Genomic DNA, 23,126 nt, shown 5'->3' with positions numbered 1-23,126 from the left:
AAGAACGTCAGATGGTGTGACGCACCCAGACGTTCGGCTCGACGTAGACCGCGTAGCCGCGCGAGACCTCGCAGTGGACCGGGACGAGGGCCTTGTCGACCTCGACCGGACCGTCCGTGTCGAACGGCAGGCCCGTCCACTTCCGCCACTGCTCGACGGAGCCGGAGACCGTCATCGACGCCGGGGCCACCGCCTCGATGACACCGCCCGCGCGGACGTGGACCCGCAGCCACGGGTCGACGGGCAGGCCGTCGGACTCGCGGGTGCGGAAGGCGTACTCGTGGATGGAGGACCCGGCCTCCAGGTGCTTGCCGTTGGGACGGACCGGGGCGACGAGCTCCGAGAAGCCGAGCCGCTTCACGTTCTCCCGCATGGCGGCCAGCATCCGGTGCGAGACGCCGTTGCCCAGTGCGCTCGTGTCGACCGTGATCTCGATCGCGCTGACGGTGTCCGCCTCACGGCCGGCCCTCAGGTCCGAGAAGGCCCAGAGCAGCACCTCGTCCCAGCCCCGGGGCGGCAGCTCGCGGCGGCCGTCGACGTCCATCCGGAAGGGGACGCTGAAGCCGCGGGCGACGACCTTGCCCTCGGTGTCGGTGGCGACGAGGACGTACTCCGGCAGCTCGCGCACGATCCGGCCGATGTTCGCCCAGCCGACCGGGTCGTACATCATGAACTCGGGCCAGAGGTCGAGCATGCTCCACATCGGCCCTTCCAGCTCGGGGCGTGCGGCGAGGGTCGATATGTTCAGGTCCATGCGAGCAGGATAAAGATCATTTTCGGCCCGCCAAAACGATTTTCCCGACGGGTCGGCTCCCTACGGGAGTTTCTGCTGCGGGCAGCCGCCGAGCACCCGCTTCATCGCGTCCCGCTCGCCCCCGGTCACCCACACCCCGTACTTCTTCTTCACGGCGACCTGCCGGGCCACGTACGTGCAGCGGTACGCCTTGTTCGGCGGGAGCCAGGTCGCGGCGTCGCCGTCGGACTTGCGCCGGTTCGTCGACGCGTCGACGGCGAGCAGGTTGAGCGGGTCGTTGGCGAAGCGGCGGCGGGTGTCCGCGTCCCACTTCCCGGCGCCCTTCTGCCAGGCGTCGGAGAGCGCCACGACATGGTCGATGTCGACCTTGCTGCGCCCGCGGACGTACGCGACGGTCGTGCCGGTGTACGGGTCGTCGGTGAGGGTGCCGGAGGCGACCTTGCAGTGGCCGTCCGTGAAGCGGACGCCGGTCAGGTCGCGCTTGAGTATGTCGTCGCGGGTTATCTCTATCTCCCTCCTGAGTCCGATGCACATGAGGCACAGGCGTAACCCATTCCTGTCCCTCGCTGTTATCAGTCATGCCATGAGGCACATGAGAGACATTGGAGACAGGAAGTAGATCCCGTGACGTTACGCACAGAGAAGGCCGTCTCACCTGCCACCGGCGAGGTCACCTGGCTCCTGGTCGAGGAGGAGACGTACGCGCCTCATCCCGAAGCCCGCGAGTTCTCCCTGTACCTGCGCGGAGTCGGGCGATCACCACAGACACAGCGCGCGTACATCCCCAGAATCGGTCGCTTCCTCAACTGGTGCGCGGCGCGGGGCACCGACTGGAGGACCGTCCGGCTCGGGGACATGAGTCTGTTCAAGTTCCACATCGAGCGGACACCGACCCGGTACGGGCGGCTTCCGTCCGGCAAGACGGTCAACGCCACGCTCACTGCGGTGTGCGAGTTCCTCCGCTTCTGCGCCGTCCAGGGCCACGTGGATCACGAGGTCGCCGCCCGTCTCAGCGAGCCGCGCTTCCTCACCCACGCCCCGGCCGGCTTCAACCCCGGCGAGGGTGGCCAGCATCTGATGGTCAAAGCCCGTGTACTGAAGGCGCCGGAGATCGAGCAGGCGCCACAGACTCTCACCGGCGCCCAGATGGATCAGGTCCTCGATGCCGCTCGTACCGCGCGTGACCGGCTGCTGCTGACCGTCCTGGTGGCGGCGGGCCTCCGCATCGGTGAAGTCCTCGGGCTGCGGCGTGAGGACATGCATCTGCTCCCCGACTCCACACACCTCGGCTGTCGAACCGGTGGCGCACACCTGCACGTCAGGCCCCGGCAGGACAACAGCAACGGGGCACGGGCCAAGGCCGGGCGTCATCGCATGGTTCCGCTCACGCCGGAAGTGGTGCACCGATACCGCGAGCACCTCGCCGAGCGGGAGCAGATGGCCGGCTCGGACGCGTGCGACTACGTCTTCGTCAATCTCGTCGGCATCCACGCGGGACGTCCCCTGTCGTACTCCAACGCCAAGCAGGTGATCGAACGGATCGGGAGGCGCTGTGGCTTGAGCGCCCGACCGCACATGATGCGGCACACGGCCGCCACCCGCTGGATCCGTAACGGAGTCGCTCCGGACGTCGTGCAGACCCTCCTGGGCCACGCCTCCTCGGCAAGTACCGCCGTGTACCTGCACGCCCAGGACGAGGATCTCCGCGCAGCCGTCGACAGCCTCCCGCTGGAGGTAGGGCGATGACCCATGCGCTCCTTCGCTCCGCTGCCGTTCTTCCCGACCCCAGCGGGTCAAAGTGGCCGTCGTGGCTCGCAGCACGTCTCCTCTCCGGCTGGCGCGCAGATGAATGGGACCCCAACCAGGCACTGTTCACTGCCGCTCCCGGCAACCCGACGACCAGCGTGTTCGTCTGCTTCGTGGCCGCCTGTCCCACCCATGTGGCCAGCAATGGGTCCCGCTGCGATGCCTGCAGAAAAGCCCGCTACCTCCAGGGAAACCCTGCGGACTTCGACACCACGCACGCCCCGGTTCCGTCCCGCCGCAGGCCCAACACCTCGGTGGGCGGGGCGATGCCGGGCGTCTCCCAGTTCTCGCTCGCCGGTGCGAGCCCGGCGGTTCGCCAGGAGATCCTGTACGGGCTTCAGCAGCGTGACGCCGCCGGGATCAGCCTGGGCCCCCAGCGCGTACGCCGCATCGTGGCCGGTCTCCCCGCCGGTCTCAGCTCACTCCTCGACCTGGACGCCAACTTCCCCGCTGGGCTCCCCGCGGCAACCGCTGGTGTCCTGAACGGAATCCTCCTGCATGTCCGCCGCGCCCGCGTCGAGTTCGAGGGCGTCGACCCGAGCTCGGGCGACGTGTGGCAATGCGCCCTGATCGGACTGACCGCCGGGCGTGGCCGCAAGTACGCCGCTGTCCACGGCGACATCGACTTCCGCCCGGTACGGCAGCGATGGCTGCGGGAGCTGGTCAAGGAGTACGGCCGTACCGCACGCCCCAACGTCATCGATCTTCGCCAGACCGTCTACGCGGCGACCATCGCATCCTCCGCCCTGGCAGAAAGGCCTCATGGGGAGGAGCCGGAGCTCCTCGCCATGGCGGACATGAACGCCGTGGTGGACATGTTCCGGATCACCAAGCGTCCCGAGGACGGCCACGACTACTCCACCAGTCACCGCCGGGCTCTGCTCCGCCATTGGCGCACGCTCCTGGAGTACGCACGCCAGGCCGGGATGATGGACCACGTGCCCGGCGGGTTCGCGCTCAATCCCCGCTTCCATTCCATCGCCGCCGTGGAGGTGACCGAGGACGACCTCGGCCGTGCGATCCCCGAGCACGTCATCGCCCAGCTCGACGCGCACCTCGACCTGCTGGGCACCTCGACGGCGTACGCGAGCGGCGGCTGGACGGCCGCCGACTTCACGCGGATGTACCAGGTGGTCTATGCAGTCCTCCGGGACACCGGTCGACGTCCAGGTGAGGTCACCAGCCTGCGCCGCGACTGCCTTCAGCGAGTCGACGGCAAACCGACGCTGATCTACGACAACCACAAGCGGCGACGGCACGGCCGTCGGCTGCCGGTCTCGGAGAGCACCGCCCAGGTGGTCGAAGCCTGGCAGAAGGAACTCGACACGCTGCCGACCGTACCGGGATGTACCCAGTGGCTGTTTCCTTCGCCAGGGCAGCGCAACCGCCCGCGCCGTGGTCATCTGACTGCCGCGCAATTCTGCAACAGGATCTTCCGCGACTGGGTCGACGAGCTGATCCCGGACCTCGTGGACGACCGACTCGACGAGGACGGCGCCCCGCTTGCCCACGACCGCACCCAGGTCGTTCCGTACGGCTTCCGACACGCGTACGCCCAGCGTCACGCGGACGCGGGCACCCGCCCCGATGTCCTTCGGGAACTCATGGACCACCGTTCGCTGGACGTCACCATGGGGTACTACAAGGTCTCCCTCAGCCGGAAGCAGGAGGCCGTACGAACGGTCGCGGCGCTCGCCGTCGACCGGCACGGTGCATCCCGTGGCTTCAGCGACCCTCTGGCCTATGAGGTGGAGAGCGTCGGGGTTCCGTACGGCGGCTGCACCGAACCGAGCAACGTCAAGGCCGGGGGTGGGCACTGTCGCATCCGCTTCCAGTGCGCCGGCTGCGACTTCTACCGACCCGATCCCTCCTACCTGCCAGCCCTGGAACAGCAGATCGCGGACTTGCGGGCCGACAAGGAGGCCGCCCGGGCGATGGAGGCTGCCGACTGGGTCGTGCGCAATCTCGACGACCAGATCCGCGCCTATTCGAAGTCGGCCGACGAGATGCGGCGGAAACTCGAAGCGATGCCCGCCGAGGAACGGGCAGCCGTCGAATCCGCTTCGCGCGAGCTGCGCAAGGCGCGTTCCGCGGCGGCTTTCGTCCCCTTGCAAGCGCTGACAACACGGAGCCCTGAATGAAACGCCCCGACTCTTCCAGCTCCAACGACCGGGATGCGCGAGTCGAGCGTCTGCGCACCAGCCGCGCCAAGGACAGTGAGGCCAAGACCAGGCGCTCGCTTGAGGCAGTAGACGGCCTTCTCCGTACGGGACGGCGTGTCACCGTCGCTCAGGTGGCGCGGGAGGCGGCCGTGTCCACGTGGTTCGTCTACAACCAGCCCCAGGTGCACCAGGCCGTTCAGGACGGCATCACCACCCAGCGAGAGCAGGGACGTCAGAACTCCACCGTTTCGGAAGCACAACAGGTGTCCCCTGCCGGGCTGCGGACGGATCTCGCCCTGGCACGCGAAGAGATCAAGGACCTCAAGAAGGAACGCGACCGGCTCCGGAACCGGGTCCGGCTGTCTCTCGGTGCCGAGCTGGACGGGGTGAACCGAAACGAGCTGATCGAGCGAGTGCAGCAGCTGGAGCGGCGGAACACCGCTCTGGACCAAGAGCTATCAGTGGCCAGGGATCGGATCGCCTCCCTGGAGGGCCAGTTGCACGAGGCGGAAGACGATCTCACCGCCGCGCGGGCAAGTCTCCGCCGTGCGATGCGGGCCGTTCCGTCTCCATAGCCCATGCTGTACGGCCATAGCTCGCAGCGTCTTCCGTGCCTTCTGCCGGACAGCCGCGAGGGACATCGGCGAAGTGGTCAGGGCTTCGCCGATGCACGGTCCCGGTCGTGATCAATCGGTGTCCGTCGCGGCCAGCACCGCCAGCCGTCGGCGTTCTGAACGGACCACGGCCAGGCCAATGTCCCAGGCCACGCGCTCGAACCACTTGGTGTCGGCGCCGAAGCCGTACCAGGTGCACTCCCGTGCACGTGCCTCGACCTCCTCCGCAGGGCTGCCCTCTGCGGCCCCGGAGAGGCCGGCCAGGGACTGCCACGCGGCCAGACGGCCGTAGGCACAGCGAGCGCCGGAGTTGTAGGCCCCTCCCGTGGACGCGGCGGCGAAGAGCACCCGCCATGCCTGGCCCGGCGGACAGGCCGCGACCGAGAAGGTCTTCCCCGCACCCTTCAGACACTCCAGCCCCAGCGCCAGCAACGCGCTCGGTACCGACTCGGCCTCCAGAGAAGCTGGCAGGTCGAAGACTCGTGCCTCGACCCGGCCGTTCGACTCCTCGGCCCAGTTCGCCACAGCCGCGCCGATGCCCTTGGCAGCGGCTTCGGTCGTCGTCTCCTCCACCGAAGGCACGTGGGCCCCGGCATCAACCCCCACCCGGCGGTTCGCCGACGGACCGTATGGCATCGAGTGGCTGCCGCCGCGCGCGCTGTAGCTCGGCAGATCCGGCTGTCCTTCCACATCGGACAGCGCCAACGGCAGCCATCCCAGCGGATGGTGCCTCCAGTGCAGCGATGTCGCCCACCCTGCGATCGCCGGCGTCTCCGTGACGCCGACGCCCCTGAGCACCAGTTCATGGACCAGGCAGGCACGCAGCTCCTCCGTGGCGTTCCCGGTAAACGCCACGGCCAGTTCCTCAGCAGGATGGCTGGAGGCCAGCAGGGAGGCCGTGTAACGGTCCAGCTTCCTGTCAGCGGCCTCCGCCGAGGAGACCAGCCGCAGCGCCTGGGCGACGTTCCCAGGACCGGGAGTGGTGGCCAGCAGCCGGAGCAGATGGTCGAAGACGCTCCTGTACTGCCAGATCCGCCCGGCGTCGGAGCCGTAAGCCCCGGCGAGCGCGATGCCGAGGTCCGTGAGGAACGCAGCATCCCCCCGCGCGAGATGGCGGTCGGCCATCTTCCACACGTCGGTGACGCTCTTGAGGCCCGGCAGCTTCGTCACGATCTTCTGTATGCGGTCAGCCACGGTGTGGAGCGTACGCGTCGGACAGCCCGAAACCGATCGCATTTTCCCAGGTCACTGGGCACTATCAGTCTTCGCACTGCTTCAGCATCATCGCCTTGTCCGCCGTCGTCACCGGGAGCTCGTACTTGTCGGCGACCTGCGCGAACCGCACGGCGTACGCGCATCGGATCTTCTTGTTCGGCGGCAACCAGGAGGCGGGTCCTGAGTCCTGCTTTGCCGAGTTGGCGCGGCCTTCAACAGGAAGCAGATTGAGCACATCGTTCGCCAGTTGCTTGCGCTTGTTCTCCGGCCACCGGGCAGCGCCCATCTGCCAGCTGTAGGACAGCGGCACCACATGGTCTATCTGGACCTCGGTGGCCTGCTGCTTACGCCACTCGATGGTGCGGCCGGTGTAGGGGTCGTGCAGGGTCATGGCGACGACCACACAGTCGGAACCCGCACGGAAACGCACGTCCTGACCATCGCGATTCATAAGATCGTTTCGAGTGTCACAACCATTCCGAGCGAGCGGAACGCCGTCTGCCGTATCCATCCAGGCGTACCCGAACTCGTCCCGGTCGTAGCCCGTCTTCGGTCCACGGCCCTTCGTGGTCAGTCCTTCGATGAGCTTGCGCGCGTTGGCCTTGTCCGTCTCCGACGCGAGTGCGGCGAGACCCGGCTTCGTCCCGTCGGGATTCGCCAGCGGGCTCACCGCACGCCCGGCAGAGGTGCCCGGTCCAGACCCCGGGGAGTCTCCGCCCGGCTCGATGGCATCACAGCCTGCGACGAACGCGGCGACAACGGCGACCGCAACCGCGGCCCTCTTCCGGTGAGTGCGCATGGCGCTGTGACTCACGTGCCTCTCAGTACGCAAAGCCGACCACACCCTGCATACGCTGCGAGAACAGCCCCATCACGGCGCGAAGCATAGAGATAACGCGGGTGCCGCAGCCGTTGCCGTCGACGTCCGCCCAGGCGCGGCCGAACTTCTCCCGCTCGTACCCGGTCTTCGGGGCCCGGCCCTTGACGGTGAGGGTGTCCACGGCGGCGAGCGCGGACCCGCGCGCGGCGGGCTTGCCGGCCGGGCCGCCGTCGGACGCCCCGGAGGACGGGGAGCCGGCTCCGGGCGTACAGGCGGTGGTCACCAGGGCGGCGGCGACGGCGAGCGCGGCGGCGGTCAGGGTCTTTCGATACGTCAGCACCCTGGAATCCTAGGCTGGGTGGATATGAGGCATTCGCCCCCCACCGCCGGAAGGTAGCGTTCCGACCTTCCGACACGATTCCTCAGGGGGACGCATGCAAAGGTCCGGAGTGTTCCGGGCGCTGACCGCCGTACTGGCCGTCCTGTGCGCGGGTCCGGTGCTGACAGCGCCTCAGGCCCAGGCGGACACGGTGGGCCCGTCGACCGCGCCGCCGGTCAGGACGTACACGTACAACATGTGCGGCAGCGGCGGCACCGGCGGGTGCGACGTCAGCGCCGCCGGCAACGAGGCGCGGTACGACGCGATCGTCGACGAGACGGCGGCGGGCGTCTGGAACGCCGACTACCTCTTCCTCGTCGAGGTCTGCAGGTACCAGTTCGACGACCTGAACGCCCGCCTCGGCAGCCGGGGATACACGGGCCGGTACGTCGAGACCGTCCCGGCCGGCAGCCTCGGGTCGCTCTGCGAGGACCCGGTCGGCACCACCACCCCGAGCTACGGGATGGCCACCTTCGTCAGGGGCGTCGTCGTCGACGGCGTCGACCTCGCCCTGGACACGCGGGCCGCGATCCTGGCCACCGTCCCGGGCTCGAACGCGGAGGACATCAAGGCCCCCTGCGTCAAGGCCTGGGTGCAGTCCCGGCTGACCTGGGCGTGCTCCGTCCACCTCTGGTGGGGGCTCCCGACCCTGCCCGCCGACCCCACCGCCCAGCAGCGGGCGATGCACGCGGTGATGGCCAGGGAGGCCGACAAGCTGGCCGCGCAGGCCAAGGCGTGGGAGGACGCGGGCCTCCCCGTCGTCCTCGGCGGCGACTTCAACTCCTCCCCCTGGGGTGACGTGCTCGACCGCTTCTACGAGGCCGGCGAAGGCGGCCACGGCACGTTCGCCGAGGCCGACGAGACCGACGCCGACCGCTTCGGTATGCGCGGCACGCTCTGCGCCGCCCCGGCCGTGCGGTGCCGCAGCGGGCAGCAGACCAAGCTCGACGCGGCGCACACGGCGCGGACGCAGAAGCTCGACTACACCTTCTTCAGCTCCCGGTACTTCCGCGGCGAGGTGGGCGACGTGCCTCCCGAGCCGACGACCCCGACCGCCGGCCGATGGGTCTCCGACCACCTGCCGATCCGCGGCGCGGCCTCCTGGGAGGACTGCGTCGCCTACGGCGCCACCCCCGGCGCGGTGTTCCGGCGGGACGCGGTCGGCGGGCTGTACCGCTACGAGGGCCGGGCCGACGGCACCACCGCCGCCCTGGCCAAGCCGTGCAAGGTCGGCACCGGCTGGAAGGGGATGAGGCTGGTCGCCCGCCAGGGAACGACGCTCGCCGCCGTCGACGCGGCCGGCGACCTGTGGCACTACGAGGCCGCCGCCTCCGACGGCTCGTACTCCGGCGGCTCCGGCCGCACGGCGGCGGGGACCGGCTTCGGGAACGACGACCTGCTCCTCGCCCCCGGCGACGTCGACGGTGACACCGTCCCCGACCTGATCACCCGCGACACCGCGGGCGGGCTCTGGCTCCACAAGGGGACCGGCGCGCACGCCTACGCCGCGCGCACGCGGATCGCCGACACCGGCGGGGACGGGAGCACCTGGGGCGGCTACCGGTCCGTGGTCGCCGTCGACTTCGACCAGGACCTTGCCGGCCCGAAGGCCGCCGACCTCGTCGCGATCGACGGCACCGGCCGCCTCTGGCTCCACCGGGGCAACGGCGACGGGACGTTCGCGGCCCGCCAGGCCATCGGCACGAACTGGAACGTCTACGACGTCCTCGTCGCCCCCGGCGACCTGGACGGCGACGGAAAGCCGGACCTGGTCGGCCGCGAGGCCGGGGGCGGCCTGTACTCGTACAGGGGCAACGGCACCGGCGGGTACGCCCCGCGCGTGAAGATCGGTTCGAGCTTCCCGGCGGGCGAACTGCTCTTCTGATCCCGCCGGTCGATCCCGTGACATGCAGGTCACCGGTCTCCGGCCGCCGGCCTCACACCTTGCCGATCCCCAGCGTGTTCTCGGCGGGGAGGAGGCCGGAGCCGATCGCGGACAGCCAGGGGCCGCCGAGCAGTTCGGCGAGCCGGGCGGTGTCCTCGGGGCCGAGGGCGGCCCAGGGGGCGGCGGCCAGTTCGTCCGTACGGAGCTCGACCTCGGCGCGCAGGGCGCGGCCCTCGTCGGTGACGTCCCCGTCCTCGCCCAGGACCCCGCGGGCGACGAGCCGCTCGCGCGCGGCCGCCCACTCGGCCGGGCTCCAGCCCCGGCTCTCGAAGACCGGCTCGGAGGCGGCGCCGATCGCCGCGAAGGAGACGAGCGCCTCGACCGGGTCGAGCCCGGCGACGAGGAGCGCGGCGAGGTGTCCGTCGCCGCGGTGCTCGCGCAGGATCGTCGCGGCCTGCCAGAGGACGAGGTGCGGGGCGTCGGGCCAGGGCAGGCCGGCGTTGGCGGCGGCGAGGGGCCGCCCCTCCGTCCCTGCCGCCTCGGCGGCGCGGCGGGCGAGGGCGGCGGCCGCGACGAGCTCGGAGCTCTTGACCGCGTCCTCGCCGAGGACGGCACGGCAGGTGCGGTCGACGGCCCGGAGGCGGGCGGCGAGGACGTCGGCGGCGCTCGCGACGGGGCTCACGGCGGGGCCCCGGGCCTCCTGACCGTCGCCCGCCGGCACGTACCGGGCGACCATCGCGGGGCTGAAGCTGTAGAAGGCCGAGGCCACCCGGGCCGGGCCGGGCGCGCCGAGCGGGGCGGAGCGCCAGGCGAAGTAGGAGGGCCAGCGCTCGGCGGTGTCGTAGCCGAGGGCAGCGGCCTCGTCGAAGGCCTCGGGGGCGTAGTAGAGCAGGGCGTGCAGGGGTTCGAGCAGGTGCCACATCTGGCGTACGCGTCCGGTTTCCACAGCTGTCTCCCCAGTGATCGAGCGTTCGACTGACCCAACGACTTGTCACTGACAAGATTGCCCTCGACCCCGCGAACTTGTCAATGCCTAGATACCGGCTAGGCTGCTGCCATGACGAGCCGGAAGACCTACCACCACGGCGACCTGCGACAGTCCGTCCTCGCCGCCGCCCTCGACGTGATCGCCGCCGAGGGCCCCGGGGCGCTGAGCCTGCGCGACCTCGCCCGCCGCGCCGGCGTCTCCCACGCCGCCCCCGCCCACCACTTCAAGGACCGCACCGGACTCCTCACCGCGATCGCCGCCGAGGGGTACGACCTCCTGGCCGACGCCCTCGCCGACACGCCCGAGCTGCGCGAACGCGGCGTGCGGTACGTGCGGTTCGCGACGGAGCACCCCGCCCACTTCCAGGTCATGTTCCAGCCGGAGCTGCTCCGCACGGACGACCCGGCCCTCCTCGCCGCCAAGGAGCGCGCCTCCGCCGAACTCCGCGCGGGCGTGGCCGGCCTGCCGGACGTCCCCGACGCCCGCACGGCCGGCATCGCGGCCTGGTCGCTCGCCCACGGCTTCGCGACGCTGCTCCTGACGCAGAACATCGCGTCGGCGCTGGGCGACCGGAACCCGGAGGAGTACTTCCGCTCACTGACGGGCCTGCTCTTCACGGCCCAACTGGCCACGGAACAGCGGAACTAGCCGCTACTCCCCGGGAATACCCCGCGCCAGCCCGTAATTGACCCAAGCATGCAAACGACGAACACCCTGCGCCGCTCCGCCATAGCCCTCCTCACCGCCGCCGCCCTCGGACTGGCCCCCACGGCCCTCGCCGACACCGGCCACCAGGGCCCCTCCTGGCGCGCCGCCTGGGCCGCGTCACCGCAGTCGGCGACCGCACCCTTCGCCGCCAACTGGTCGCAGCAGGGCTTCGACAACCACACCGTCCGCCAGGTCGTCCGGGTCACCACCGGCGGCACCCGGGCCCGGATCGAGCTGACGAACCGTTACGGCTCCACGCCCCTGCGGATCACGGGTGCGACCGTCGCCCGTACCGCCGAGGGCAGCGCCGTACGCCCCGGCTCCGTACGCCAACTCCGTTTCGACGGGCAGGCGTCCGTGACGATCCCGGCCGGCGGCACGCTCCTCAGCGACGCCGCGAACCTCCCCGTCGCGGCCTTCGAGTCCCTGACCGTCACCCTCTACCTGGCGGAGAAGACCGGCCCCGCCACCTTCCACCACATCTCCTCGGCCACCAGCTACCGGGCCGACGGCGACCACCGCGCCGACCTGACCGGCGCGGCCTTCCAGGAGACCAGCTCGTCCTGGTACTTCCTCTCCGGCATCGAGGTCACCGGCGGCCGGGACGCCGGACGCCGGAACGGCGTCGTCACCTTCGGCGACTCCATCACCGACGGCGTCGGCTCCACCGTCGACACCGACAACCGCTACCCCGACCAGCTGGCGGAACGCCTCGCCGAGGCCGGGCGCCCGCGCGCCGTCGTCAACCACGGCATCGCCGGCAACCAGGTCGTCAACGACACCACCTGGGCGGGCGAGAAGGCCCTCACGCGCTTCCGGCAGGACGTCCTGACGGAGCCCGGCACCCGGACCGTGATCATCCTCGAAGGCATCAACGACATCGGCGGCAGCACGACGACCTTCCCCGCCGCGCCCACCCCCGACGTCTCCGCCGCGCGGCTGATCGCGGGTCACCGCACCCTGATCCGCGAGGCCCACGCGAAGGGCCTCAAGGCCGTCGGCGCGACCCTCACGCCGATCAAGGGCTCCTTCTACGACTCCCCGGCGAACGAGGCCAAGCGGGACGCCGTCAACGACTGGATCCGCACGTCGGGCGCGTACGACGCGGTCGTCGACTTCGACCGCGCGGTCGCGGACCCGACGGACCGGGACCGCATCCTCCCGGCCTACGACTCGGGCGACGCCCTCCACCCGAACGACGCGGGCTACGAGGCGATGGCCGACGCCCTCGACCTCGACGAGCTCTGACGGACGCGTCCGTGCCCCCGGGCGGTTCGGCGGAACCACCCGGGGCACGGGCACGGCCTCACGGCCGCACGACCTCACGGCCGCACGACATTACGGCCTCACGAGCTCACGACTCCACGGCCACACGGCCACACGGCCTCACGACCTCACGACCTCACGAGCCGAGGATCGTCGTCAGGAACTCCCCCGTCCACGCGAGGAGTTCGCGCCCCACGACCGGCTTGCCGCCGATCTTGCCCGAGGTCGGGCGCGGGACCAGGATCTGGTGGACCGCCGGCTTGATGACCGTGCGCGGGTAGAGGCGCTTCAGGCGCAGTTCCTGCGACTCCCTCAACTCCACCGGGGCGAAGCGGATGTTCGGGCCCTGGAGGACGATCTCGCCGACGCCGCACGCGCGGGCCAGCATGCGGAGGCCCGCCACCAGGAGCAGGTTCTCGACCGGCTCCGGGAGCTTGCCGTACCGGTCGGTGAGCTCCTCGCGTACGGCCCTGATGTCCTCCTCCGAGTTCGCGGAGGCGATCGAGCGGTAGGCCTGGAGGCGGAGCCGCTCGCCCGGCGCGTAGTCGTGCGGCATGTGGGCGTCGACCGGGAGCTCGATCTTGACCTCCAGCGGCGCCTCCTCCTCCACCCCGCCCTCCATCTGCGCCCGGTAGTCCGCGACCGCCTCGCCGACCATCCGTACGTACAGGTCGAAGCCGACGCCCGCGATGTGACCGGACTGCTCGCCGCCGAGCAGGTTGCCCGCGCCGCGGATCTCCAGGTCCTTCATCGCCACGTACATGCCCGCGCCCATCTCGGTGTGCTGGGCGATCGTCGCGAGCCGCTCGTGCGCGGTCTCCGTCAGCGGCTTCTCCGGCGGGTAGAGGAAGTACGCGTAACCGCGCTCGCGGCCCCGGCCGACACGGCCGCGCAGCTGGTGGAGCTGCGAGAGGCCGAAGTTGTCGCCGCGCTCGACGATGAGGGTGTTGGCGTTGGAGATGTCGATGCCGGACTCGACGATCGTCGTCGAGACGAGCACGTCGAACTTCTTCTCCCAGAAGTCGACGACGACCTGCTCCAGGGCCGATTCCGACATCTGGCCGTGGGCCGTCGCGATCCGCGCCTCCGGCACGATCTCCCGGAGGCGGGCGGCCGCGCGGTCGATGGAGTCGACCCGGTTGTGGATGTAGAAGACCTGGCCCTCGCGCAGGAGTTCACGGCGGATGGCCGCGCCGATCTGCTTCTCCTCGTACGGGCCGACGAAGGTGAGGACCGGGTGCCGCTCCTCCGGCGGAGTGGTGATCGTCGACATCTCGCGGATGCCCGTGACCGCCATTTCGAGCGTACGGGGGATGGGGGTGGCCGACATCGTCAGCACGTCGACGTTGGCGCGGAGCTTCTTCAGCTGCTCCTTGTGCTCGACGCCGAAGCGCTGCTCCTCGTCGACGATGACCAGGCCCAGGTCCTTGAACTTCGTCTCGGACGAGAACAGGCGGTGGGTGCCGATGACGACGTCGACCGCACCCTCCCGCAGCCCCTCCAGGGTCGCCTTGGACTCGGTGTCGCTCTGGAACCGGGACAGCGCCCGCACCTTCACCGGGAACTGCGAGTACCGCTCGCTGAACGTGCCGAAGTGCTGCTGCACGAGGAGCGTCGTCGGGACGAGGACGGCGACCTGCTTGCCGTCCTGGACCGCCTTGAAGGCCGCGCGGACCGCGATCTCCGTCTTGCCGTAGCCGACGTCGCCGCAGATCAGCCGGTCCATGGGGACCGTCTTCTCCATGTCCTCCTTCACCTCGGCGATGGTGGACAGCTGGTCGGGCGTCTCCACGTACGGGAAGGCGTCCTCCAGCTCGCGCTGCCACGGGGTGTCCTCGCCGAAGGCGTGCCCAGGGGCCGCCATCCGCGCCGAGTACAGCTTGATCAGGTCGGCGGCGATCTCCTTGACGGCCTTCTTCGCGCGCGCCTTGGTCTTCGTCCAGTCCGCGCCGCCGAGCCGGTGCAGCGTCGGCGCCTCGCCGCCCACGTACTTGGTGACCTGCTCCAGCTGGTCGGTCGGGATGTACAGCCGGTCGCCGGGCTGGCCGCGCTTGGCGGGGGCGTACTCGACGAGGAGGTACTCGCGGGTCGCGCCCTGCACGGTCCGCTGGACCATCTCCACGTACCGGCCGACGCCGTGCTGCTCGTGCACGATGTAGTCGCCGACCTCCAGGGTCAGCGGGTCGATGGTCTTGCGGCGCTTGGCCGGCATCCGCTGGCCGTCCTTGCCGGCCGCCTTCTGGCCGGACAGGTCGGTCTCGGTGAGGACGGCGAGCTTGAGCGCCGGGTCGACGAAGCCGAAGTCGATGGAGCCGGTCGACACGTGCACGACGGACGGCGAGATCTCCGCCAGGTCCGCGTCGAGGCGGGCGGCGATGCCCTCGCCGCCGAGGACCTCGACGGTACGGGTCGCGGGGCCGTGGGCCTCCGTCACGTACACCGTGCGCCAGCCGTCGGCCAGCCACCCCTTGGTGTCGGCGAGCGCGCGGGCGGTGTCGCCGCGGTACGACTCCGGGGCGCGCATGCCGAGGACGAGCGTGTCGCCCGACAGGACCTCGTCCGCCGCGAACGGCGACACCGACCACCAGGCGATGTCCAGCTCGCGCGCCCGGTCCCGGACGTCCGCGATCCCCCACAGGGAGGCCGCGCCGACGTCGATCGGGGCCTCGCCGCCGCCGGCGGTCGCCGCCCACGAGGCCTGGAGGAACTCCTGCGAGGTCGCCACCAGGTCCGAGGCCCGGGTCCGGACGCGCTCCGGGTCGCAGACCACGGCCATGGCGCCCTTCGGCAGCACGTCGAGCAGCAGCTCCATGTCGTCGACGAGGACGGGGGCGAGGGACTCCATGCCCTCGACCGCGATGCCCTCCGCGATCTTGTTGAGGAGCTCGCCCAGCTCAGGGTGCTCCTCGGCGAGCGCCGCAGCCCGCTCCCGTACGGAGTCGGTGAGGAGCAGCTCGCGGCAGGGCGGCGCCCACAGGCCGTGCTCGGCGACTTCGAGGGAGCGCTGGTCCGCGACCTTGAAGTAGCGGATCTCCTCGACGTCGTCGCCCCAGAACTCGATGCGGAGCGGGTGCTCCTCGGTGGGCGGGAAGACGTCAAGGATGCCGCCGCGGACGGCGAACTCGCCGCGCTTCTCGACGAGCTCGACACGGGAGTACGCGGCGGCCGCGAGCCCCTCGACGATCTCGTTCAGGTCCGCGCTCTGGCCGGACCGCAGCGAGACCGGCTCCAGGTCGCCGAGGCCCTTGACCTGCGGCTGGAGCACGGAGCGGATGGGTGCGACGACCACGCTCACGGGGCCGGCGGCCGGGTCGTCGTCGCGCGGGTGCGCGAGGCGGCGCAGCACGGCGAGGCGGCGTCCGACGGTGTCGGAGCGGGGCGAGAGCCGCTCGTGCGGGAGGGTCTCCCAGGAGGGGTACTCGGCGACCGTGTCCGGGTCGAGGAGCGAGCGCAGCGCGGCGGCCAGGTCCTCGGCCTCCCGCCCGGTCGCGGTGACGGCGAGGACCGGGCGCCCCGAGTCGCGGGCGAGCGCGGCGACGGCGAACGGCCGCGCGGCGGCGGGCCCGACCAGGTCGACGTGCGGGCGGTTCCCGTCGGCGGCGGCCTTCACCGCCTCGGCGAGGGCCGCGTCCTTGACGACTACATCAAGCAGGCCGTGCAGGCTCATGGAGCTTTCCATCCCGGGTTCGGAGTACGGGGCGCGGTGGCGCGGGGCGGGCAACGCGAACAGCCCGACACGTCTCACGGGCCGGGTGGTCCCGGGCGCGTACGGCCGCCCGGTGCGTCCCTCAGCCTACGACGTGCCGCTGTCACTCGCCCGAAGGAAAGGGGCCACTCGGGAGAGTGACGGAGCCGGCGACACCAGGCGGCACCACCGGAGCCGGCGACACCAAGCGGCCCCGGTGGACCTGGCAGGGTCCACCGGGGCCGCTCCCCCGTTGCCGTCCCGCGACCGCTACTCGCTCGCGATCGCGTTCAGGACGTTCATGCGACCCGCGCGGAAGGCCGGGACCAGGGCCGCGAAGAGGCCGACGAAGGCCGAGCCGACGAAGACGGTGAGGATCGTCGGCCAGGGGATCTCCAGGACGCCGAGGCCCTCCAGGGCGAGCAGCTTCTGGGCGGCCGTGCCCCAGCCCATGCCCAGGCCGAGGCCCAGGAGGGCGCCGAAGAGGGCGATGACCACCGACTCCAGGCGGATCATGCGGCGCAGCTGGCGGCGGGAGAGGCCGATGGCGCGCATGAGGCCGATCTCGCGGGTCCGCTCGACGACCGAGAGGGCCAGGGTGTTCACGACACCGAGGATCGCCACGACGATCGCGAGGGCGAGGAGCCCGTACACGATGTTGAGGAGCTGGCCGACCTGGTCCTTGAGGTCCTCCTTGTAGTCGGCCTGGTTGCTGGCCTTGTACTGGGGGTAGGGCGCGAGGGCGTCCTTGACCGCCTCGTACGCCTGGGTCTCCTGGCCCTCCTTGGCGCTGGCGAGGATCAGCAGGCTGCGGGGCGTCCGGTCGGCGGGGACGTACCGGGCGAGGGTGGTGACGTTGATGTACATCGCCCCCTTGTCGACCTGGCCGGTGTCCGCGGTGATCGCCGCGACCTTGAGCTTCGCCGTCTCGCCGCCCTTGAAGGCGAGGGTCAGCACGTCGCCGACCTTCACGCCGTGCTCGGCGGCGTAGTCGCTGCCGACGGACATCGCGTCCGCGCCGTAGGCGTCGGTGAGCGTGCCGGCGGTGACGTCGCGGCGGAGGTCCTTCATGTACGTCGGGTCGGTGGCGGCCAGGTCGGCCGTCGTGGTCCGGCCGCGCGTGTCGGTGACCTTGGCGTCGACCCACTTGTACTCGGTGACGTGGTCGAGGCCGGGGACCTTCTCCAGGGCGGCCTGCGCCTGCGGCACGATCGGCTGGCCGGTGCCGGACTGGACGATGAAGTCGGCGCCGACGGAGCGGTCCAGCTCGTCGGTGGCCGAGGCGACCATCGAGGAGCCGACCACCGAGAGGCAGGCGACGAGGGCGAGGCCGATCATCAGGGCGGCGCCGGTGGCGCCGGTGCGGCGCGGGTTGCGCAGGGCGTTGCGCTCGGCCATCCGGCCGACGGGGCCGAAGACCCGCAGGACGACGACGCCGAGGGCGCGGACCACGCCGCCCGCGAGGAGCGGGCCGATGACGATGAAGCCGAGGAGGGAGAGGACGACGCCGAGGCCGAGCCAGAGGGAGCCGGGACCGGCTTCGTCGGCGCGGGTCGCGGCCCACAGGGCGGCGGCTCCGGCGGCGGTGAGGGCGAGGCCGAGCCCGCCCCGGACCCGTCCGGCCTTTCCGTCGGCGGGGGTGCCCGCGTCGCGGAGGGCGGCCATCGGGGAGACCTTCCCGGCGCGGCGGGCCGGGATGTAGGCGGCGAGGACGGTGACGACGATGCCGAGGGCGAGGCCGACGGCGGGGGTCGTCCACGCGACGGTGAGGTCGCGGGTGGAGAGCTCCATGCCCATGGAGGACATGAGCTTCATGAGGCCGACGGCGAGTCCGACGCCCGCCGCGACGCCGGCGACCGAGCCGACGACGCCGAGGAGCAGCGCCTCGACGAGGACGGAGCGGTTGATCTGCTTGCGGCTGGAGCCGATGGCCCGCATGAGGCCGATCTCGCGGGTGCGCTGGGCGACCAGCATGGAGAAGGTGTTGACGATGAGGAAGATGCCGACGAGGAAGGCGATCCCGGCGAAGCCGAGCATCGCGTACTTCATGACGTCGAGGAAGCCGGCGACGTCCTCGCGGCCCGCGTCGGCGGCCTCGGCGGCCGTCTGGAGCTTGTAGCCGTCGCCGATGGCCGCGGCGATGCCCGCCTTGAGGGCGTCGTCGCTGACACCGGGCTTCGCGTCGGCCTGGACCTGGGTGAACAGGCCTTCCTTGCCGAGGAGTTCGCGCTGCGCGGTGGCCGTGTCGAAGTAGACGAGGGTGGCGCCGGGGTTGGTGACCTTGAAGTCGACGATGCCGGAGATCTTCGCGGTGAAGTCGCCGTCGACGGCGATGGTCCGCAGCTCGTCGCCGATCTTCAGGCCGTGCTTCTCGGCGGTGGCGCCGTCGACGACCACGTCGGTGGGGCCGCGCGGCTCGTGGCCGGAGACGAGCTCCACCGAACGGAGCTCGTTGGGGCTCCAGTTGAGGGCGATGGTCGGGGCGCCGCTGGTGGGTCCGACGTTCTTGTTCGCGGCGTCGACGACGGTGACGCTGGTGGAGGCGATCGCGCCCTGCGCGCCCTGGACGCCCTCCGCCTTCCTGACCTGCTCGACGAGCGAGGCGGGGAGGGACTCGGGGCGGCCGGTCTGCGGGGTCTCGTCGTCCGCCGCCGCGGCCTTCGGGCTGACGCTGACGTCGGAGGCGGTCGACGCGAAGAGCTTGTCGAACGTCGTGTTCATCGTGTCGGTGAAGACGAGCGTCCCCGAGACGAACGCGACGGAGAGGAGGACGGCGACGGCGGAGAGCGCCATGCGTCCCTTGTGTGCGAGGAAGTTGCGCAGGGAGGTCTTGAGGACGGTCATGACGTCCGCCCGCGCGCGTCGAAGTCCTTCATGCGGTCGAGGACGGCGTCGGCGGTGGGCCGCTCCATCTCGTCCACGATCCGCCCGTCGGCGAGGTAGAGGACCCGGTCGGCGTAGGAGGCGGCGACCGGGTCGTGCGTGACCATGACGATCGTCTGGCCCAGCTCGTCGACGGACTGCCGCAGGAAGCCGAGGACCTCGGCGCCGGCCCGGGAGTCGAGGTTTCCGGTCGGCTCGTCGCCGAAGATGATCTCGGGCCGGGCGGCGAGCGCGCGGGCCACGGCGACACGCTGCTGCTGACCGCCGGAGAGCTCGTTCGGCCGGTGCTTGAGGCGGTCGGAGAGCCCGACGGTGTCGACGACCCGGCGCAGCCACTCGGCGTCCGGCTTCCGCCCGGCGATGTCCATCGGGAGCGTGATGTTCTCGATGGCGCTCAGGGTCGGCAGCAGGTTGAACGCCTGGAAGATGAAGCCGATCCGGTCCCGGCGCAGCTGTGTGAGCTTCTTGTCCTTGAGCCCGGTGATCTCGGTCTCGTCGAGGTGGATCTCGCCGCTGGTGACGGTGTCGAGCCCGGCGAGGCAGTGCATCAGGGTCGACTTGCCGGAGCCCGAGGGCCCCATGATCGCGGTGAAGCGGCCACGGGCGATGTCCACGTCGACGGCGTCCAGCGCGACGACCCGGGTCTCCCCCGTGCCGTACGCCTTGACGACCTGACGCGCCCGAGCGGCGACGGCCGTACGCCCTCCAGTACCCCCGTGCCTGGGGATGGTCACAGCCGAAGTCACGGTCTTCTCCTAGGAGCAGTGGGTGGGTTTGTAGGTTCAAGTTAAGAACCGGGAACGGGACTTCTCCTCCTCCGACGGGACGAACGACCCCTGGCCCGTATGGGGGAGAGCCCCCTAGGGGTTCCTACGACCCTGGTACGGGTGAGACCCTGACCGCGAACATTTAGGTGTACGAAGAAAGGAATCTCGCGGTGACCGAGGCGTCCACGACACCGGCGGGAGCGGGCGGGCCCGGGACACCGGCCGCCACCGCACCCCCCGACCCCCGCACGGCCGCACGCCGAGGCCCCGTCGTGGCCGCGCTCATGCTCGCCATGGGGCTCGCCGCCATCGACGGCACGATCGTCTCCACCGCCGTCCCCCAGATCGTCGGCGACCTCGGCGGACTCACCGTCTTCTCCTGGCTGTTCTCCGGCTACCTGCTCGCCGTGACCGTGACCCTGCCGGTGTACGGGAAGCTCAGCGACACCTTCGGCCGCAAGCCCGTCCTCGTCGCCGGCATCGTCCTGTTCCTCATCGGCTCGCTGCTCTGCGCCGCCGCCTGGAGCATGGCCTCCCTCATCGCCTTCCGCGTCGTCCAGGGCCTCGGCGGCGGCGCCCTCCAGGGAACGGTCCAGACGATCGCCGCCGACCTGTACCCGCTGAAGGAGCGCCCGAAGATCCAGGCGCGGCTCTCCTCCGTGTGGGCCGCGTCCTCCGTCGCCGGCCCGGCGGTCGGCGGCCTGCTCGCCGGGTACGCCGACTGGCGCTGGATCTTCCTGATCAACCTGCCGGTCGGCCTCGTCGCGCTCTGGCTGGTCACCCGCCACCTGGTAGAACCCCAGCGCACCACGACCACGCCCCGCGAGAAGCCCCGGATCGACTGGGCCGGCGCGCTCGCCGTCTTCGCCACCGGCGCGCTGCTCATCACCGCGCTCGTCCAGGGCGGCGTCGCCTGGCCCTGGTTCTCCGCCCCGTCTCTCGGCCTGCTGGGCGGAGCCGCCGCCCTCGGCGCGCTCACCGTCGTCATCGAACGGCGCGCGGCGGAACCGATCATCCCCGGCTGGGTCTGGCGGCGCCGCACGATAGCCGCCGTCAACCTCTCCCTGGGCGCCCTGGGCCTGCTGATGGTCGCCCCGACCGTCTTCCTCCCGACATACGCCCAGTCCGTCCTCGGCCTGGGACCCATAGCCGCCGGCTTCGTCCTCTCCACCTGGACCCTGAGCTGGCCCATCTCGGCGGCGCTCTCCAACCGCGTCTACAACCGCATCGGCTTCCGCGCCACCGCGATCCTCGGCATCTCGGGAGCACTACTCCTGCTGCTCGCCTTCCCGTTCCTGCCGTTCCCCGGCGAACCGTGGCAGCCCGCGCTCCTGATGCTGCTCCTGGGCGCGACGCTCGGCCTCTTCCAACTCCCCCTGATCGTCGGCGTCCAGTCGACCGTCCCGTACGAGGAGCGAGGCACGACCACCGCCTCCGTCCTCTTCTGCCGCCAGGTCGGCCAGAGCGTCGGCGCGGCCCTCTTCGGCGCGGTCGCGAACGGCGTCCTGGCGGCCCGCCTGGGCGGTGGCACCGACCTGGACACCCTGGCCCGCGCCCTGGACGCCCCCGCGTCCCTCACCGCCGAGACGATGGACCACCTGCGCCGGGCGGTCGACGCGGCGGTCGACTACGTCTACCTGGGCGCGGCGGCCGCGGCCGCCCTGGCCCTCCTGGCCCTCCTCACCCTGGCACCACGCCGCTTCCCGGTCCTGACGGAAGCGACGGAGGACGACCGGAGCGAAGAGGCACGCGGCTGAGGCGGAGCCCGTCTCCCTGATGAGGGGTCAGGGTCGTCTCAGGGTTGAACCGGGGTGATCCCCGTCGGCCCGGGCGCACCGGGCGGACAGACTCGAACCGAACCTGATCACCGCTTCGAGAGGTGGAGTCTCCCCATGCGTCGTCCCATGCGTCGTTCCACGCGTCGTTCCTCGGCCCTTGCCCTGTCCGCCGCCCTGGCGTTCGGTGTCGTCGCGCCCGCCCAGGCCGCCGCCACCGGCCCCTCCCCGGCACTGGACCGGGCCGCTCTGCGCGCGGCGATCGTCCCGCGTCCGGGCGACGGTGCGGCCGGCGTCGTGGCGGAGGTGCACAAGAGCGGGGAGACCTGGCGGGGTGCGGTCGGGGACGTCGTCACCGGCCGGCCCGTCTCACCGCGCGCGCACTTCAGGATCGGCAGCATCAGCAAGCCCATGGAGGCGGTGATCCTGCTCCAGCTGTCCGCCGAGGGCCGTGTCGACCTGGACGAGAGCATTCAGCGCCATCTGCCCGGCCTTCTGCCGGAGGACCGGTTCAAGGAGCCGGTCAGCGTGCGGCAGTTGCTCGACCACACCAGCGGGCTCCCGCAGGACCTGGAGGGCGCGCCGGCCGGCACGCCGGACGAGGAGATCGAGCGCCGGCTGGACTACGTCACCTTCGACGAGGTGATCCGGGAGACGCTCCGCCCCGAGGGCCGGCCGGGCCCGGGACCGCACTTCAGCCCCGGCACACGGCAGGAGTACAACTCCTTCGGCTACCGGATCGCCGGGAAGCTCATCGAGGAGATCACCGGACACTCGTACCAGTACGAGGTGACCACCCGCATCCTCAAGCCGCTGAAGATGCGGGACACCCGAGCCGCCGTGCCGAACCGCAACACACCCGTGCCCCGGCCGTACCTGCCCGGCTATCAGGCGAGGAGCGGGGGCGGTCTGGTCGACGTCAACGTGCAGGGTGGGCTGCCCGCGAGCATGACCTCGACCACAGCGGATCTGGACCGGTTCATATCCGGCCTGTTCGACGGCCGGCTGCTGCGCCCGGCGCAGACCGCCGAACTGTTCTCGCTACCGAAGGGCGCCGATGGCAAGCCCCTGCCGTACGCGGACGACTCCCAGTGCAACACCGGGCCGGGCAGGGGCACGGCCTGCTTCAGCGTGGGGCTGATGTCCACGCCCCTGCCCGACGGATCGCTCCTGTGGGGCAAGACGGGATCGGATCCGGGGTACCGCAGCGGTGTCTTCGCCTCCCGGGACCTCGGCTTGCGCGCGGTCTACGCGGTGGGCACCGCCGGTCCCGTCGACGGCGTTCCCGCGGCGGCCCAGCGACTGGCCCTCGCGGCCTTCGGCAGCTAGGGCGTGGGCATGAGCCCGCTCGGCGAGTTCGTCGCGGGCGGCCGCACCTACGACGTGGTCGCCGCAGCCCCACGGGATCCCGCCGACAGC

The 23,126-nt window shown here is 71.2% G+C and carries 15 protein-coding genes and 2 pseudogenes; 8 read left to right on the top strand and 9 right to left on the bottom strand.

Translation table 11 applies throughout. From position 1 onward, the window contains the following. Positions 1-7 precede the first annotated feature (7 nt). Together ACZ6K0_RS33250 and ACZ6K0_RS33245 are read right to left on the bottom strand one after the other, a co-directional pair. Positions 8-754: an N-acetyltransferase gene (locus ACZ6K0_RS33250; RefSeq protein ID WP_376402536.1), complete on the bottom strand. Its 747-nt coding sequence runs from the start codon at positions 752-754 to the stop codon at positions 8-10. A gap of 60 nt (positions 755-814) precedes the next feature. Further along, positions 815-1,255: pseudogene (locus ACZ6K0_RS33245) on the bottom strand (HNH endonuclease family protein); the annotation flags it as partial. Positions 1,256-1,378: 123 nt separating this feature from the next. Here ACZ6K0_RS33245 and ACZ6K0_RS33240 point away from each other — a divergent pair. The 3 genes from ACZ6K0_RS33240 to ACZ6K0_RS33230 all read left to right on the top strand — a co-directional run bounded on the left by ACZ6K0_RS33240 (position 1,379) and on the right by ACZ6K0_RS33230 (position 5,297). After that, a complete protein-coding gene (locus ACZ6K0_RS33240; RefSeq protein ID WP_376402538.1) occupies positions 1,379-2,500 on the top strand; it encodes a tyrosine-type recombinase/integrase in 1,122 nt (373 codons plus the stop codon). A gap of 326 nt (positions 2,501-2,826) precedes the next feature. Continuing rightward, positions 2,827-4,701 carry a tyrosine-type recombinase/integrase gene (locus ACZ6K0_RS33235; protein ID WP_469577520.1) on the top strand — a complete coding sequence of 625 codons (1,875 nt, stop codon included), beginning with the start codon at positions 2,827-2,829 and terminating at the stop codon, positions 4,699-4,701. Beyond that, positions 4,698-5,297: a DUF6262 family protein gene (locus tag ACZ6K0_RS33230; protein WP_376402544.1), complete on the top strand. Its 600-nt coding sequence runs from the start codon at positions 4,698-4,700 to the stop codon at positions 5,295-5,297. Before ACZ6K0_RS33235 ends, ACZ6K0_RS33230 begins: the two co-directional genes overlap by 4 nt. Positions 5,298-5,408: 111 nt before the next feature. Here ACZ6K0_RS33230 and ACZ6K0_RS33225 read toward each other — a convergent pair whose 3' ends face one another. From ACZ6K0_RS33225 to ACZ6K0_RS33215, 3 genes and pseudogenes are all read right to left on the bottom strand, one after another. Then, positions 5,409-6,530: a DUF6183 family protein gene (locus ACZ6K0_RS33225; RefSeq protein WP_469233371.1), complete on the bottom strand. Its 1,122-nt coding sequence runs from the start codon at positions 6,528-6,530 to the stop codon at positions 5,409-5,411. 64 nt (positions 6,531-6,594) lie between these two features. Further along, entirely contained in the window at positions 6,595-7,350 is a 756-nt protein-coding gene (locus ACZ6K0_RS33220) for an HNH endonuclease family protein (protein ID WP_376403293.1), read from the bottom strand. A gap of 97 nt (positions 7,351-7,447) precedes the next feature. Next, positions 7,448-7,711, bottom strand: a pseudogene (locus tag ACZ6K0_RS33215) (hypothetical protein); the annotation flags it as partial. Between the two features lie 94 nt (positions 7,712-7,805). Here ACZ6K0_RS33215 and ACZ6K0_RS33210 point away from each other — a divergent pair. Next, complete coding sequence (locus ACZ6K0_RS33210) at positions 7,806-9,635, top strand: endonuclease/exonuclease/phosphatase family protein (RefSeq protein WP_469233369.1); 1,830 nt, start codon at positions 7,806-7,808, stop codon at positions 9,633-9,635. 52 nt (positions 9,636-9,687) lie between these two features. Here the strand turns inward: ACZ6K0_RS33210 and ACZ6K0_RS33205 are convergent, their stop codons facing one another. Next, on the bottom strand, positions 9,688-10,557 hold the full coding sequence (locus ACZ6K0_RS33205) for an SCO6745 family protein (RefSeq protein ID WP_469233482.1): 870 nt from the start codon (positions 10,555-10,557) through the stop codon (positions 9,688-9,690). A 135-nt stretch (positions 10,558-10,692) separates the two neighbouring features. Here ACZ6K0_RS33205 and ACZ6K0_RS33200 point away from each other — a divergent pair, with 135 nt between their 5' ends. Both ACZ6K0_RS33200 and ACZ6K0_RS33195 read left to right on the top strand, forming a co-directional pair. Then, positions 10,693-11,271, top strand: a complete 579-nt coding sequence (locus ACZ6K0_RS33200; RefSeq protein ID WP_376402552.1) for a TetR/AcrR family transcriptional regulator — start codon at positions 10,693-10,695, stop codon at positions 11,269-11,271. A gap of 48 nt (positions 11,272-11,319) precedes the next feature. Further along, entirely contained in the window at positions 11,320-12,579 is a 1,260-nt protein-coding gene (locus ACZ6K0_RS33195; RefSeq protein WP_469233367.1) for an SGNH/GDSL hydrolase family protein, read from the top strand. Positions 12,580-12,733: 154 nt separating this feature from the next. Here the strand turns inward: ACZ6K0_RS33195 and mfd are convergent, their stop codons facing one another. The 3 genes from mfd to ACZ6K0_RS33180 all read right to left on the bottom strand — a co-directional run bounded on the left by mfd (position 12,734) and on the right by ACZ6K0_RS33180 (position 19,911). Beyond that, entirely contained in the window at positions 12,734-16,264 is a 3,531-nt protein-coding gene (gene mfd / locus ACZ6K0_RS33190; RefSeq protein WP_469233365.1) for a transcription-repair coupling factor, read from the bottom strand. A 288-nt stretch (positions 16,265-16,552) separates the two neighbouring features. Beyond that, on the bottom strand, positions 16,553-19,126 hold the full coding sequence (locus ACZ6K0_RS33185) for an ABC transporter permease (protein ID WP_469233362.1): 2,574 nt from the start codon (positions 19,124-19,126) through the stop codon (positions 16,553-16,555). Further along, on the bottom strand, positions 19,123-19,911 hold the full coding sequence (locus ACZ6K0_RS33180) for an ABC transporter ATP-binding protein (protein ID WP_376402564.1): 789 nt from the start codon (positions 19,909-19,911) through the stop codon (positions 19,123-19,125). Before ACZ6K0_RS33180 ends, ACZ6K0_RS33185 begins: the two co-directional genes overlap by 4 nt. 191 nt (positions 19,912-20,102) lie before the next feature. Here ACZ6K0_RS33180 and ACZ6K0_RS33175 point away from each other — a divergent pair, with 191 nt between their 5' ends. After that, on the top strand, positions 20,103-21,689 hold the full coding sequence (locus tag ACZ6K0_RS33175; protein ID WP_469233360.1) for an MFS transporter: 1,587 nt from the start codon (positions 20,103-20,105) through the stop codon (positions 21,687-21,689). A 147-nt stretch (positions 21,690-21,836) separates the two neighbouring features. Beyond that, the gene (locus ACZ6K0_RS33170; RefSeq protein ID WP_469233358.1) at positions 21,837-23,036 is read left to right on the top strand and encodes a serine hydrolase domain-containing protein; all 1,200 of its coding nucleotides are present in this window, start codon (positions 21,837-21,839) and stop codon (positions 23,034-23,036) included. Positions 23,037-23,126: the final 90 nt, after the last annotated feature.

It is taken from the genome of Streptomyces sp. NPDC042346 (genome assembly GCF_055581845.1).
This window is presented reverse-complemented; position numbering and strand designations above follow the sequence as displayed.

Bases quoted from the DNA above. Each gene is read 5' to 3' on its own strand.
- ACZ6K0_RS33250 (WP_376402536.1), bottom strand. From the start codon at position 754: ATGGACCTGAACATATCGACCCTCGCCGCACGCCCCGAGCTGGAAGGG.
- ACZ6K0_RS33235 (WP_469577520.1), top strand. From the start codon at position 2,827: ATGCCGGGCGTCTCCCAGTTCTCGCTCGCCGGTGCGAGCCCGGCGGTT.
- ACZ6K0_RS33230 (WP_376402544.1), top strand. From the start codon at position 4,698: ATGAAACGCCCCGACTCTTCCAGCTCCAACGACCGGGATGCGCGAGTC.
- ACZ6K0_RS33220 (WP_376403293.1), bottom strand. From the start codon at position 7,350: ATGCGCACTCACCGGAAGAGGGCCGCGGTTGCGGTCGCCGTTGTCGCC.
- ACZ6K0_RS33210 (WP_469233369.1), top strand. From the start codon at position 7,806: ATGCAAAGGTCCGGAGTGTTCCGGGCGCTGACCGCCGTACTGGCCGTC.
- ACZ6K0_RS33205 (WP_469233482.1), bottom strand. From the start codon at position 10,557: ATGTGGCACCTGCTCGAACCCCTGCACGCCCTGCTCTACTACGCCCCC.
- ACZ6K0_RS33200 (WP_376402552.1), top strand. From the start codon at position 10,693: ATGACGAGCCGGAAGACCTACCACCACGGCGACCTGCGACAGTCCGTC.
- ACZ6K0_RS33195 (WP_469233367.1), top strand. From the start codon at position 11,320: ATGCAAACGACGAACACCCTGCGCCGCTCCGCCATAGCCCTCCTCACC.
- mfd (WP_469233365.1), bottom strand. From the start codon at position 16,264: ATGAGCCTGCACGGCCTGCTTGATGTAGTCGTCAAGGACGCGGCCCTC.
- ACZ6K0_RS33185 (WP_469233362.1), bottom strand. From the start codon at position 19,126: ATGACCGTCCTCAAGACCTCCCTGCGCAACTTCCTCGCACACAAGGGA.
- ACZ6K0_RS33170 (WP_469233358.1), top strand. From the start codon at position 21,837: ATGCGTCGTTCCACGCGTCGTTCCTCGGCCCTTGCCCTGTCCGCCGCC.